The sequence below is a fragment of the Dictyobacter alpinus genome (assembly GCF_003967575.1).
In the GTDB taxonomy this organism is placed as follows: domain Bacteria; phylum Chloroflexota; class Ktedonobacteria; order Ktedonobacterales; family Ktedonobacteraceae; genus Dictyobacter; species Dictyobacter alpinus.
In genome coordinates this window covers 5,374,940-5,388,523 of record NZ_BIFT01000001.1, presented here as the reverse complement: position 1 = coordinate 5,388,523, position 13,584 = coordinate 5,374,940, and the positions used below count along the sequence as shown (strand labels likewise).

The following is a 13,584-nucleotide window of genomic DNA, read 5'->3' as shown; positions in this document are numbered from 1 at the left end:
AATGGATGATTCGTTTTTTGATAAAACCCTCTACGGTGCCACCTTTAGCGTGCCATCCTTCACAGAGAAGCATTTGAACTGGCGCGATTGTCTTGACTATATGCAGGATGCGCTCCCAGAGGATTTTAATTTTCTGCGCATCGGGGCCTACTGGGCGTATATACAGCCAGCGGCAAATCAGTATGTCTGGGATGAATTGGATGAGGTCATTGATGCCATCGAGAATAAGGGTCGCTACAATATTGTGCTTTCGGTGGGTATGAAGGCTCCGAGATGGCCGGAATACTATATTCCTACCTGGGCGCTCCCCAACCCACCTGAGAAGAATAGCGAGATTTCAAAGGATGTCAGTCTGAGAATTAAGGTGCTAGACTTTATCGCTAAAACCGTGGAGCGCTATCGTGGGCGCGCGGTGATCAAGGCCTGGCAGGTAGAAAATGAGCCGATGGATCGAGCCGGCGAAGGACGCTGGTTCATCGGCGCCGATTTTGTGGCGGAAGAGGCGGCCAGGATTCGTAGCCTGGATAGCCGTCCCTTGATCATTAATTGTTGGTCCGAGAATCAGACCTTCAGTAGTCAGCCATGGGGGCTTGATGGCGATTATGCGGTCAAAAATGCGCTCAATATCGCGGACATCCTGGGACTCGATATCTATGCGACGGTTGATGGTCGACAAATCGATTTTCAGAATCGTTGTCAGTATCTGCCAACGGAATATATCAAGCGGGCCATCAATATGGGTAAGAAAGCCATCGTGGCCGAGAGTCAGGCCGAGCCATGGGGCAACATGACCACGCCCGAGGATATTCGCTGGCTCATGGATCAACATATCGGACAAGGATATCGCACAGTCCTGATGTGGGGACTTGAGTGGTGGTATGAGCAGGTTATCTATCATCATGATGACAGCATTTTCCGCCATATCAACTGGGAAACCAAACGCTTCTCGATGCTCTCACGTGTCAATCCCGAGTGGAGCACAAATCATGCCACAGATATTGTTCAGCATAACAGCAAACTTTTCATGACGGTTGTCGGACATGACTCGGGCATCTGGCTCTTCTCTAGCGCCAATGACGGTCAGACCTGGAACACGAGCCGTGTGCCCGATGCCAACTGGATCACCATGGATCCTGTCGGGTTGGCCAGTCATAATGGACAATTATTCATGACCATCGTCGGAGATAACGATCAGGCCTGGCTCCTCTCGTCACAGAATGATGGATACAGTTGGAAGACCACACAGATAATGGGTGACTGGCAAACACCACGACAGATGAACATGGCCAGCCTCAACGGCATACTGTATGTGACCATGGTTGGCAACCTGAGCAACGAGGTCCTGCTCCTCGCCTCCAACGACAATGGTGCCACCTTCTCATCCTCACACGTTCTGGGCGATTGGCAAACGCAACAGCCCATCGACATTGCAGTCCATAACGGCGATATCTACATGACCGTCGTTGGTTACCATGACTCGAGTATCTGGCTGATCAAATACTCAATCGCCAACCAGACCTACTCCTACAGCCAGGTCATGGGTGGAGCGGACAACTGGCATACCCACTTCCCCGTAGGCATCACCAGCCACGACGGCAAACTCTACCTGGCAGTTGTCGGAGATCAACAATCCGAAATCCTGCTGCTACGCTCCAGCGACAACGGCCAGAACTGGGACGTCTCACCCGGAATCTTCGATGGCTGGACAACCTCCCAGGCCATCGCCCTTACCGAATACGTCAACCCCTCAAACCAGCGCCACCTGCACGCATCCCTCATCGGCTCAACCGCCGGCGAAATCTACCTCTGCACCAAAGATCCCATACTCACACCAGAAAAGGTCCTCCAATACTAAATACACACCATCCCAGGGACGGTTGGCAAGGGTGGGCTTGCCAGCCGTCCTTTTTCCCCCTTTTGTAAGAGGAGCATAGAGCGTGGCGGTCGCGACCGCCACGCTCTATGCTCCTCTTACAAAACAAGTGAGCGCTGTAAGCGCGAGGCGTATGCAATAGATTCCACACCCACCATTAGCTCATCTTCCCTCAAAAAAAGCCAGATATCATGCAGATGATGAGCAAATGATGTGCAGATAACATAGAAACACAGCCCAAAACAAGCCATACTCAACCTATACATTCTATGTTTACCCATACCAATACAAAAAGGGGAAATATCATGCACCCTAAAACTCTTTTCGGCACCGTACTTATGCTTATAGCTGTACTTATAAGCGCATGTAACATTAATGCCAATGCAACCGCGAGCAACACAACATTTGTAACAACGACAAATTGTCCTGGACAGGAACGTGGACGCGCGGCAGTCATGCCGGCACTCACCAGTCCACAACATCAGGATGTAGCCTATCTATGGCAAGATCACGCAAAAACTGTATTGAGCGAATATGACACACAAACAGGCAATAAGAAGAAGCTCCTCACATTCACCGAAAACGACAATGTGAACGCGAATGTCTCGCCCGATGGTCACTGGATTATCGTTACCCAGTCCACAAGCGATTTAGAAAACGCCATCAAACTCGTCCGGATAGATGGAGCATATGCGCAAACACTCTACTGCTCAACAAGTGATAATTTTCTGAGCAGCGCGCTGCTCTCCCCCAACCAGCATTCTCTGGTTTTCAGCGAGGTGAATCCAAATACACAGACCTTTACATTGAATAAACTGGATATGAGCACGGGAAAAGTACAGGCGCTGCTCTCATCATTACAACCTGGTTATCCAGGCGTACCGATACAACCACAAGCAATAGGTGACACGAGCACACAAGCCAGTAGTCAGCAGCCCCAGGCTAATATTCATTATTACAGCCAGCTTTTGATGCCACAGTCAGGAAAGCCTCCGATCACGGGATATATTCCCTTTAAATGGGCGGGCAATAGTAGCCTCTACTTGCAGAGTGCAGCCGTAGTTCCATCCGGTGGGGGTGCATTCCCCAATAATCTTTATCAGTTACTCGATATCAACAAACCGGTCGAGCAACAGAGCAACAACGTGAAATCGCTCACGGCAGCATTAAAGCAAGGCAGCTGTTATAATTACGATATAACCGCCGATCACACGCAGCTCATTTGTAGTATGGGCCCAAGCAATCCCCTAGATCCAACGCAACCAGGGGTGGGTGTAGCAGCGGTTAATGGTACATCGCTACATAACATATTCACTGCATCATCTAGCAACCAGATGGTGCTTGCAAGTACACCGAGCGGCCACATGGTCCTGTTCATCGTCAACGATGTGAAGACAAAGCTGGCGCAATTCTATCAAATCAATAGCAATGGGACCGCGCTAAAACTGATCACGAGCGCAAAGGCAGCAGAGTATGCATATGAGGGATATGGCGCAAGAAAAGGTTATGCAAACGTTTTGCACGACGGCAAGTACTACGCGCTCCTAGCCTTTACCAACAGCACAAATATGCTTGTCATCGGTAAGCTCGCTGGCGGCTCACCTACCACCACGAAGATCTCAGACGACATAGAAACGCGCATCGTTGGCTGGACCGCCGCATAGCAAGAATATGATCGCGACCTTTTCCCTGGTTGTGGCGCGAGACTGAAGCCTCGCGCCACAACCAGGGCAATTTCCTCAAATAATAGCGGCAATAGCGCAGGCAAAACGTACTTTGTTTGCGAAATGTGCTATGCTAAAGGTACATAGGCAATACAGTAGAAATACATCGGAAAAAAAGGAAATCTTTTATGTCAGCACCACTTCTTCCACAACAACCAGGAAGTGATACAAATCATAGATCACATAAACAGGAAATTCCTTCCGTCTTTAGTGAGTTCGACCTGTATCTATTTGGACAGGGGAAACACTTTCGCCTCTATGAGAAGATGGGGGCACATCTGCGTGTCGTTGATGGCGTTGAGGGCGTGAATTTCGCGCTCTGGGCACCTCATGCCAGATCAATCTCGGTCATTGGGGACTTTAATGATTGGAATCGCAGTGCCAATCTGATGCATTTACGCCATCAGGATCTGGGGGTCTGGGAGTGCTTTATTCCGGGTCTGAAGACGGGTTCGCTGTATAAGTTTGCGCTCTATTCACGTACTAATAATTATGCCGCCGACAAAATTGATCCCTTTGCTTTTTCCTGCGAGCTACGCCCGCATACGGCCAGTATTATCACGGATATCCATCAGCATGAGTGGCAGGATGCGGACTGGCTGGAGCGGCGGCCAAAGCTTCAGGAGCTGAATGCACCGATGTCGGTCTATGAGGTGCATCTTGGCTCGTGGCGCCATGTGCCTGAGCGCCATCAGCCGGGCGCGGTTGAAGAAGATCGCTTTATGACCTATCGGGAACTGGCTCCGGCTCTGACCGACTATGTGAAGAAGCTAGGTTTTACGCATGTGGAGCTGCTGCCAATCACCGAGTTTCCCTTTGATGGATCCTGGGGCTATCAGGTCACCGGCTATTATGCGCCCACGTCCCGCTTTGGCACGCCCGAGGATTTCCAATATTTTGTGGATTATCTCCATCAGGCCGGTATCGGTGTGCTGCTGGATTGGGTGCCTTCGCATTTCCCGAAGGATGGCCATGCCCTGAGTTATTTCGATGGCACCCATCTCTATGAGCATCCTGATTCCCGCAAGGGCGAGCATAAGGAATGGGGCAGCTATGTCTTTGATTATGGGCGGAGCGAGGTACGTAACTTCCTGATTGCCAGCGCGCTGTTCTGGCTGCGCGAGTATCATATCGATGGCCTGCGCGTCGATGCCGTGGCCTCAATGCTATACCTGGATTACCTGCGCGATCCCGGCCAGTGGATCCCCAATATCCACGGTGGACGTGAACACCTGGAGGCCGTGACGTTCTTGCAGCAGCTTAACGAGGCCGTCTATGCCGAGGTACCCGGCACCGTGACTATCGCCGAAGAGTCGAGCGCCTGGCCGCTGGTGACGCGTCCTACCTATGTTGGCGGACTCGGCTTCACCCATAAATGGAATATGGGCTGGATGCACGATATGCTGGAATATATGAAGTTCGATCCGATCCATCGTCGCTACAACCATCACAATATTACCTTCTCGATGATGTATGCGTATTCTGAGAACTATGTGCTCCCACTCTCACATGACGAGGTCGTCCACATCAAGGGCTCGATGATCCGCAAGATGCCAGGCGATCTCTGGCAGAAGTTTGCCAATCTGCGCGCCTTCTACGGCTATATGTGGGGACATCCCGGCAAGAAACTGCTCTTCATGGGTGGCGAGTTCGGGCAATGGAGCGAGTGGAACTTCGCGCAGAGCCTGGACTGGCATCTGCTGGCACCTCCCAGTGATCCACATCACAGTCAGTTGCTCGACTTTATTAGTGAACTCAACCGTATCTACCACGATGAGCCCGCCCTCAGCGCCCTCGACACCGACCCGGCCGGCTTCTCCTGGATTGACCCACATGACAGCGATAATAGCGTCATCTCGTTCCAGCGCCTGAGTCCAAACCATGACGACACCCTGATCTTTATCACCAACTTCACACCCGTCCCGCGCCACGGCTACCGCCTCGGTGTCCCGGAGACCGGCATCTACCATGAACTCCTCAATAGCGACCACGAACGCTACGGCGGTAGTGGACTACTCAATGGCGCAGACATTACCAGCGATCCCATTCCCTGGCAATCCTGCAACCACTCCATCGTGCTGACCCTGGCGCCACTCAGCACCACCATCCTTAAACGCCGACCCGGCAGTAGCGGCAAGCAGGCTCCCGCACCCGAAACCGTTGAACAGGCCTGATCACCCACACCCACCAACCCTGCCACCATAAGCGGTGGCAGGGTTGGCGGGCATAGGCAACCCAAGAAACGATCCCGTAGCTGCGACCGCTGAGGGTTAATACTTTTCGGTTAAGGGGGATGAGGAATGCCCCTGATTCCATGGCGTGGCGTTGTGTACATCGAGCGAACGACGCGAGAAGCGACCGATCGTACGTGGAGTGAGCGCCACACGCAAGGCCGCACTGCTGGGTTTACGTAAGCGAACGTGTAAGAACGAGACGCAGTACTGTGGCGCCTACACCACTCACGGTGGATGGTGCCGAAGCGATGGGAAACGTTTGGCATTCCATATCTATCCATCCAGACCCGTCCCTGTACGAATCAGATCAAGAACCATGATGCGGATACGTGATCGCGATCCTCAACGTTCCATTGCGAACCGGATCAAGAAACAAGATTCGTGTAGGCGCCACAGGCATGCGAGGTCTTTTATACACGTAGCGCCGTTGATCATGCCGCATGCCGGCCTTGCGTGTGGCGCTCACTCCACGTACGATCGGCTCGCTTCTCGCGTCATTCGCTCGCTGTATGTGGTTCGCTGCTTTTTACACCGTTTTCGTGAACACAAAAGTGCTTAACCGAAAGGTATTGCCGCTGAGGGCCGTAACTACGGGGACGGGGTCGTGGTCAGGGGAGGGATTACTGGGGATGGGCCTCATGGGTGCGCTGGCAAAAAATGCATGGCATACCGCAGGAGATTGCCCGGATTTGATATGATGGTCGTAGTTGTTTGATCTATCAATCTGGGATGCTACGAAAAAGAAAGAAAATCTATGTTTGAAGGCAAGAGGCTCGGCCTCTTATTTTTGTTGGCTCCGGCCAGCGCCGCTATGGAGGCGCTACTACCGACGCTATTTGAGGCGCTACCGGAGCTTGCGCCGGCCCGGCTGGATGCTACGGAGGTTGAGCGGGCCATTCTAGCGGGACAGGATACGCTGGGGATCTGTGATTCCCGTACGGGCGCGCGCTGGCGCAAGAATTATCCCGATAATGTGCGGCTCCTGTCTCTGGAGGATGCCGGCGGTAGTTATGTGGATTATGTGGTGACGGCGGCGGGACTCGTTGAGCAGGTGAAGGGTATTATTCTGGCGGAGCAGAGCCGGCGCCGGGTGCTGAATGCTCAAAGTTCTGAGCGATTACGTCATAGCTTTGATTATACGGCAACGGCCTATGTGCTGAGCGACGATTATAAGAAGGTCCTGCTGATCCTCAAGGCGGATGGACGCTGGTTCCCACCTGGAGGTCATATTGAGGAGGGCGAGTATCCACACGAGGCGGCGCTACGTGAGGTGCGTGAGGAGACCGGCTATACGCTGCGTTTTATCCAGCAACCACATGGTGTGGGCACACAACTAGGTGAGGCGGCCCTATTTCCGGTACCTTATCAGGTGCTGCTGGAGGATATTACGACCCACTATCACCATGACTTCATTTATCTGTGTCAGGTTGAAGGCGAACGGGCACAGGACGCTGAGTTTGAGGGTCAATGGGTAGAACTGGATCAAGTGCTGTCCCTGCCAGCGCCCGACGATATCCACTATACCATCGAGCAGCTTGTACGCGACATTACCACCAGGATATAAAAAAGCAGCGGGGGAAAATATCTATGTTTCCCCTGCTACTTGTTGAGTGGATGCTGGACCTTTGTTGATTGATCCCTTTATATGGCTAGCGTGCAACGAAGCTAGCGGGCTCCCACTACCCGGCAACTTGTCACGATCGCTATGCACAAAAATTATCTTCCTGATCCGCGCAGACAGGAAGGCATGTCAATTCACCAATGCGTTCGAGCGGTCGAGAAGGAGCCAGGAAACTGGCCCGTTTTGAAGGTCGGTAATACTGAGCGAAGCGCATGCGCATATCTTTATTGCGCTCGTATGTCTCGACCAGCAGAGCCCGGGTGCGCATGCCACCTTCGATGGTTGTATATATGTTATACATCAGCACGCCGTGATCCGCCGCACTCGTATCCAATACCGTCTGCACAGCTCCCCGCGCCTCATCCAGGGTCTCGGTCTGCAAAACAATCATCGCTGATTTAATGTTCAGGACTGGAATGAGATCCTCATCTCCTTCGATCGAGGCGAGCCCCATATCGACGGATCTGTGAATCAGCTCTAGAAGTTCGGCGTTGAGACCTTCTATTTTCGCAATGTGTTCTCCCATTAGCATTGTCCTTTACAGGTTGTAACGACCTACGATTTTTGACAATGACAAATTTCCATGTACCGGGTAAAACCTATAGTACATGGAATATTCATTTCTGTCCAGTTGCGAAACGTATAACCTACAGAAAAAGAAGCTATGTCCTCTTACTACTTATCAACAACTACCAGACTTTTCGCAGAATACTGATCTTTTTTCTCGTCCACTTCCACCTTCATGATTACAGATACATCGAGGATAACACTGATTACCGATGGATTGTTCGCCCGCTACGCAGGTGGTAGGAGGGGACATCAAATAATGTGTATGACAATGTCATACACGAATCACCAACCAATTTGGATGACCGAGCTCACGGCGAACATTTTTTTCGTTACCAGTAGCACTCTGGCACGCGCCTGCCCCGTCCAGTGCTCTCCAGATCACATATGTTACGTATCAGGAAAGTACTGTGCAGGACTCAAGCAAGAAGATTATGCATTGGCATCAGGCGTGGGCTGCTGCCAGCTGCCCTAAAAAACAAATTCACCGAGTGCTTTGCGGACACGTGGCGCCAGTTCGCGCTCACGCAATACCGGATGCAGCGTGTCAGGGGAACCAGGATAGTCCAGGGCCATAACGGTCACAGGCACATAGCCCTCAGGAATATCAGGTATATGCATGAGAGTTTGGCTCCCGGCTATCAATAATAACAAGCAAGTACAGTGACATATTCACTCCCCCCCGTTATGGCTACCTGGCTTCCAACCCGCACAGCTTGTGCACAACATTTTCAACTGGGCATATCTTAGGGTGGACATTGTGAGTTTTCAGGTTTTTGAAATTACCTGTGCCGGTAAGGAACATTCATCTTGTTCGTGGTGTTTATATAGGTGGAAAGAGAAAGTCATACAAGTGATGAAACGAACTTTCCGATCTCTATGCAAAACAATAGTCACTACAAACGATGAAAAAATAGAGGAGTATCTATGGCACAGCTTGAAACCGCGACCCTGGCGAATGGATGTTTTTGGTGTACGGAGGCGATCTTTAAGCGCTTGCGTGGTGTGGAGTCCGTGAAATCGGGCTATGCTGACTCGAAGGTGGCCAATCCTTCTTACGAGGCGGTCTGTACTGGTCGAACTGGCGCGGCCGAGGCGGTCCAGATTACGTTTGATCCGGCGGTAATCTCGTACGATAAGGTGCTGGACATCTTCTGGAACTTGCATGATCCAACGACCTTGAATCAACAGGGCAATGACGTTGGTACCCAGTATCGTTCCGCCGTCTATTATCACAATGATGAGCAGAAACGTATCGCTGAAGCGGCAAAGGTTGCGTTGGATGAGTCAAAGCTCTACCGTGATCCGGTGGTGACTGAGATCTCACCTTTCACGAACTTTTATCCTGCCGAGGCGTATCATGACGATTACTATGATCGCAACCGCAATCAGGGCTACTGCCGTCTGATCATCGACCCCAAGGTGCGCAAACTCCTGAAAGAGTACCGCAATGACCTGAAAGCCGAGGTCCGCTAAAACGATGATCGGCCCACTTCTCATGCGAGAAGTGGGCCGATTTTATTGAGCACCTTCAAATGAAGCGTACCTGATAGCTGGTGATCCAGGCCTCTAGTTGGATGATGCGCTCAAGTGGACTGATAGCAAAATCCTGTGATAGTTCGGGGCCTTGCCGGGTGGCGATAGCTTGCCAGGCGGGTACATCGATCAATGGGCGTATGGCGGCATTGGGATCATTGAGAATCTGGAGGGCTCGCTCACAGACGCCTTTGACGTAGCCAGGATGCTGCGATGAAGGATAGGCGCTCTTGCGGCGCATCCGGGCGTCCTCGGGCAGGATACCGCGCAAGGCTCGCCGCAGGATACCTTTTTCGATTGAGTCGACGTTCTTCATGTCCCAGGGAATATTCCAGACATATTGAACGAGCCGATGATCGCAGAAGGGTACACGCACCTCGAAGCCGCTGGCCATACTCATGCGGTCCTTACGGTCCAGTAGCAGTGGTAGCCAACGTGTCAGGCCCATATACAAGATCTCACGGCGCTTCGACTCCTGCGCGCTCTCACCATCCAGCAACGGCACTTCACTTTGCGCCTCCTGATAGCGACGCATAATATACTCCTGCGGCCGTGCCTTCTGCAGGACGTCCGGTGCGAGCATGGATGGGAAACGGGACATCATATCGCTGCGCAACATCATGACGAGCCAGGGAAAGATGTTGGCCTGCATGACCTCGTCATAATGGTACCAGGGATATCCCCCAAAGACTTCGTCGGCCGATTCACCGGACAAGGCGACGGTGGCATTTTCTTTCATGGCTTTGAAGATCAGATAGAGTGAGGTCTCGATCTGACCCATCCCGGGCACGTCATGGGCGTACAGTGGTACCAGCAGATTGTCCAGTAGCTCGGGCGTATCAACGGTAATCGTATGGTGGCGCGTGCGCGTATACTCGGCAACTCGTTTCACCCATGGCGCATCCAGGCTGGGCCGCATATCGTTACCAGTAAAATACTCGGCGCTCTCCTTAAAATCGATTGAATACGTCTCCAGTTGCTGACCATTATTGCGGAACTCCTGGGCCGCCAGCGCGGTCAGGGCGCTGGAATCAAGGCCACCTGAGAGCATACTGACTATCGGTACATCAGCGATCAACTGGCGCTTCACAGTATCCTGCAACAACGCCAGGATATGCTGGCTGGTGGTCTCCTCATCATCGCTATGTGGCGCGCTACGCAGGGACCAGTATTGAATGTCGCGGGTCTGCTCGCGCTCAAACGTGATCAGGTGGCCGGGCCGCACTTCATGGACATCATGATAATAGCCAAAGCCCGGTGTATGAATAATAGAGGCCACAAAGATATCAGCGATACCATCCGCGTCAACCTCAGGCTTGACCAGTGGATGCTGGAAGAGTGCCTTAAGTTCCGAGCCAAAGATGATGGCGCTGCCACGCTGCGCATAGAACAGCGGCTTCACACCCAGATGATCGCGCACCAGTAGCAACTTCTGCCGGCTTTCATCCCACAGACCGAAGGCAAAGATGCCATTCAAATGTTCCGCACACGCCTCCCCCCACTCTACATACGCATGCAGGATCACCTCAGTATCCGACTGAGTCCGAAACGAATGGCCCCGTGTCTCAAGCTCGCTACGCAACTCACGGAAATTATAGATCTCTCCATTATATGTCAACGTATACGTCTGGGCGCCATTATCAAACACCATTGGTTGCGCCCCACTCACCGGATCAATCACGATCAAGCGCCGATGCGCAAAGCCTGCCCGTGGCGACAGCCAGATCCCCTTTGCATCCGGCCCACGATACTGCAACGTCGCCGACATCCGCTCTAAGACAGCACTCTGCTGCATCATATCTCGTTCCCAGTCAACCCAACCTGTAATTCCGCACATACTTGCTCAACCTTTCACCATTGAAAAAGCTCACATTCATAAACCATGCCATATGAATTCTCCTCCATATTTTACCACCAACCCCTCACCATATTTTATAGGTATTGTTGTATACACACGCAAAAACATATAAAGAATCTTATTCTTCTCTTTCAGCCCATACTCTCAACTTGAGTACATCATGGTCGAGATATTGGCGACCGGCACGCCTCCCCAAATGACGGCAGGACTTGTCCCTAATACATCTCACGTAGGGATTTGTTGCCTGGACAGATCATATTGAAGCGACCGAACCGTGTGGCGAGGAGACGGCAACCCGCAAGGGGATTGCCCTACATCTCCCTTTTTTCTTGTTTTGTTCTCTCAAATATACCATGATGTTTATTCTTTTTATGTATGATAAAGTGACCTGGAAATGAGTACTGTAGGGCAATCCCCTTGCGGGTTGCCGTCTCCTCGCTTCATGTCAAAGTGCCTGTGGACGATCATGTTGGGGATGGCAGTTGCTACGTGAGATGTATTGGGACTTGTCCCTGCAACCTGCTAGACGTATGAGCAGGCACAAATCCGAGGTTGAACACGCTTCGCTGTGCTCTCCTCCACACAACCACGTGTTTGAGGGACATTTCTTACGTGAACTGGGGCAGGCGCAAGACCTGCGCGACGCTGAGGAGCGACCGAATCGGCTGGCTGCTCTGGTATACTACATATATATACTTGCATTTTATTATTATCCATAGAGTATTGTGCATAAAGGAAAGATTTTTATGAGCACATCATCCAGTGAACTCGCTCGCCGCGTGGTGGAGCAGCTGGCTCAGGAACAATTTGAGCAGGTTGAGGCTCTGCTGGCAGACAATTTAAAGCCGTTTCTTTCAGCCGGTCAAATGCGGACAACCTGGCAGACGATAGCGCTACAGGCGGGCGACTTTCAGCAGCAACTGGCGATCCAGACGATCCAAACGCCCCAGGCGGTGGTTGAGGTTGTCACCTGCGCATTCGCACGTACTCAGCTTGATATTAATCTGGCCTTTAACACGGCCGAGCAGATTATCAGCCTGACGGTTACGCCTGTGGGATCTGTAGAGCGGCAGGCAAACACAACATATGACGCGCCACCCTATGCCCGTCCAGAAGCTTTTCAGGAGCAAGAGATCCAAGTGGGCACTGGCGAGTGGGCGCTGCCAGGCACGCTAAGCTTACCGGTCGGGACAGGACCATTCCCAGCCGTTGTACTGGTCCATGGCTCGGGTCCAGCCGATCGGGATGAGACGATCCCACCCAATAAGCCGTTCCGCGATCTGGCCTGGGGCCTGGCCTCAAAGGGGATCGCGGTCCTGCGCTATGAGAAGCGTACCCACGTGTATGGCGACAAGCTGGTGGCACTCAACGCGAAGATAACGGTCCAGGAAGAGACAATTGAGGATGCCTTACTGGCTCTGGAAGTACTCCAAAAGCGTCCTGAGATCGACCAGCAGCAACTCTATCTGCTGGGTCATAGTCTGGGTGGCTATCTAATGCCACGCATCCTCAGCGCACCGGCCGCCGCAAACGTCCAGGGAGCAATCCTGCTGGCCGCCTCGGCCCGTCCCCTTGAAGATATGATCCTGGAGCAGGTGAGCTACATTAACTCGTTGCAGGATAACGCGCCAGCAGGCCAACAGCAACTCGATGTCCTGAAGCAACAGGTAGCCCAGGTCAAAGATCCACAGCTCTCATTAGAGACGCCAAAGAGTTCCCTCCCATTTAATACACCGCCCTCTTACTGGCTCGACCTGCGTGGCTACCAGCCAGTCGAGATAGCCCGCCATCAGGCCCAACCTCTACTGATCCTGCAGGCCGACAACGACTATCAGGTCACCCAGGACGACTTCCAGCTCTGGCAAAACGCGCTCAAGGACCGCACCAACGTCACCTTCAAGCGCTATCCCGGCCTCCACCACCTCTTTATGCCAACCGAGCAAGCGGACCACAAAGCCACGCCTGCCTCCTACCAGATCCCCGGCCATGTCAGTGCCGCAGTCATCGATGACATCGCCAACTGGATCACCCAACCCAAAAAGCCATCGTAGGTTCAACCCTTGCAGAAGAAACTCAACGTAGTAGTAGCGCCTGTCCCATTTTCATCGAGAAGTGAGTGCATTGAGAAGGGGCAGGTACTACTTGCAACAGCCTAGTACAGCGAGGTGAAA

At 52.4% G+C, this 13,584-nt stretch carries 9 protein-coding genes; 6 read left to right on the top strand and 3 right to left on the bottom strand.

Annotated elements, in window-relative coordinates:
- Window position 1 precedes the first annotated feature (1 nt).
- From EL633_RS21285 to EL633_RS21270, 4 genes are all read left to right on the top strand, one after another.
- Window positions 2-1,855 carry a beta-galactosidase gene (locus tag EL633_RS21285; RefSeq protein ID WP_161982303.1) on the top strand — a complete coding sequence of 618 codons (1,854 nt, stop codon included), beginning with the start codon at window positions 2-4 and terminating at the stop codon, window positions 1,853-1,855.
- 323 nt (window positions 1,856-2,178) lie between these two features.
- A complete protein-coding gene (locus EL633_RS21280) occupies window positions 2,179-3,537 on the top strand; it encodes a TolB-like translocation protein (RefSeq protein WP_126629127.1) in 1,359 nt (452 codons plus the stop codon).
- A 188-nt stretch (window positions 3,538-3,725) separates the two neighbouring features.
- The gene (gene glgB, locus EL633_RS21275) at window positions 3,726-5,771 is read left to right on the top strand and encodes a 1,4-alpha-glucan branching protein GlgB (RefSeq protein WP_126629126.1); all 2,046 of its coding nucleotides are present in this window, start codon (window positions 3,726-3,728) and stop codon (window positions 5,769-5,771) included.
- A gap of 814 nt (window positions 5,772-6,585) precedes the next feature.
- Window positions 6,586-7,395, top strand: a complete 810-nt coding sequence (locus EL633_RS21270; protein WP_126629125.1) for an NUDIX hydrolase — start codon at window positions 6,586-6,588, stop codon at window positions 7,393-7,395.
- Window positions 7,396-7,534: 139 nt separating this feature from the next.
- Here EL633_RS21270 and EL633_RS21265 read toward each other — a convergent pair whose 3' ends face one another.
- Both EL633_RS21265 and EL633_RS36640 read right to left on the bottom strand, forming a co-directional pair.
- Complete coding sequence (locus tag EL633_RS21265) at window positions 7,535-7,978, bottom strand: hypothetical protein (RefSeq protein ID WP_126629124.1); 444 nt, start codon at window positions 7,976-7,978, stop codon at window positions 7,535-7,537.
- A gap of 512 nt (window positions 7,979-8,490) precedes the next feature.
- Window positions 8,491-8,640: a nitroreductase family protein gene (locus tag EL633_RS36640; RefSeq protein WP_161982302.1), complete on the bottom strand. Its 150-nt coding sequence runs from the start codon at window positions 8,638-8,640 to the stop codon at window positions 8,491-8,493.
- Between the two features lie 306 nt (window positions 8,641-8,946).
- Here EL633_RS36640 and msrA point away from each other — a divergent pair, with 306 nt between their 5' ends.
- Complete coding sequence (gene msrA, locus EL633_RS21260) at window positions 8,947-9,495, top strand: peptide-methionine (S)-S-oxide reductase MsrA (RefSeq protein ID WP_126629123.1); 549 nt, start codon at window positions 8,947-8,949, stop codon at window positions 9,493-9,495.
- 55 nt (window positions 9,496-9,550) lie between these two features.
- Here msrA and asnB read toward each other — a convergent pair whose 3' ends face one another.
- Window positions 9,551-11,392 (bottom strand): asparagine synthase (glutamine-hydrolyzing), encoded by a 1,842-nt coding sequence (gene asnB, locus EL633_RS21255; RefSeq protein WP_126629122.1) that lies wholly within the window; start codon window positions 11,390-11,392, stop codon window positions 9,551-9,553.
- Between the two features lie 767 nt (window positions 11,393-12,159).
- On the opposite strand from asnB, the gene EL633_RS21250 reads away from it, so the two are divergent.
- Window positions 12,160-13,464: an alpha/beta hydrolase gene (locus EL633_RS21250; RefSeq protein WP_126629121.1), complete on the top strand. Its 1,305-nt coding sequence runs from the start codon at window positions 12,160-12,162 to the stop codon at window positions 13,462-13,464.
- The last annotated feature ends 120 nt before the right edge of the window (window positions 13,465-13,584 follow it).

Bases quoted from the DNA above. Each gene is read 5' to 3' on its own strand.
- EL633_RS21285 (WP_161982303.1), top strand. From the start codon at position 2: ATGGATGATTCGTTTTTTGATAAAACCCTCTACGGTGCCACCTTTAGC.
- EL633_RS21280 (WP_126629127.1), top strand. From the start codon at position 2,179: ATGCACCCTAAAACTCTTTTCGGCACCGTACTTATGCTTATAGCTGTA.
- glgB (WP_126629126.1), top strand. From the start codon at position 3,726: ATGTCAGCACCACTTCTTCCACAACAACCAGGAAGTGATACAAATCAT.
- EL633_RS21270 (WP_126629125.1), top strand. From the start codon at position 6,586: ATGTTTGAAGGCAAGAGGCTCGGCCTCTTATTTTTGTTGGCTCCGGCC.
- EL633_RS21265 (WP_126629124.1), bottom strand. From the start codon at position 7,978: ATGGGAGAACACATTGCGAAAATAGAAGGTCTCAACGCCGAACTTCTA.
- EL633_RS36640 (WP_161982302.1), bottom strand. From the start codon at position 8,640: ATGCATATACCTGATATTCCTGAGGGCTATGTGCCTGTGACCGTTATG.
- msrA (WP_126629123.1), top strand. From the start codon at position 8,947: ATGGCACAGCTTGAAACCGCGACCCTGGCGAATGGATGTTTTTGGTGT.
- asnB (WP_126629122.1), bottom strand. From the start codon at position 11,392: ATGTGCGGAATTACAGGTTGGGTTGACTGGGAACGAGATATGATGCAG.
- EL633_RS21250 (WP_126629121.1), top strand. From the start codon at position 12,160: ATGAGCACATCATCCAGTGAACTCGCTCGCCGCGTGGTGGAGCAGCTG.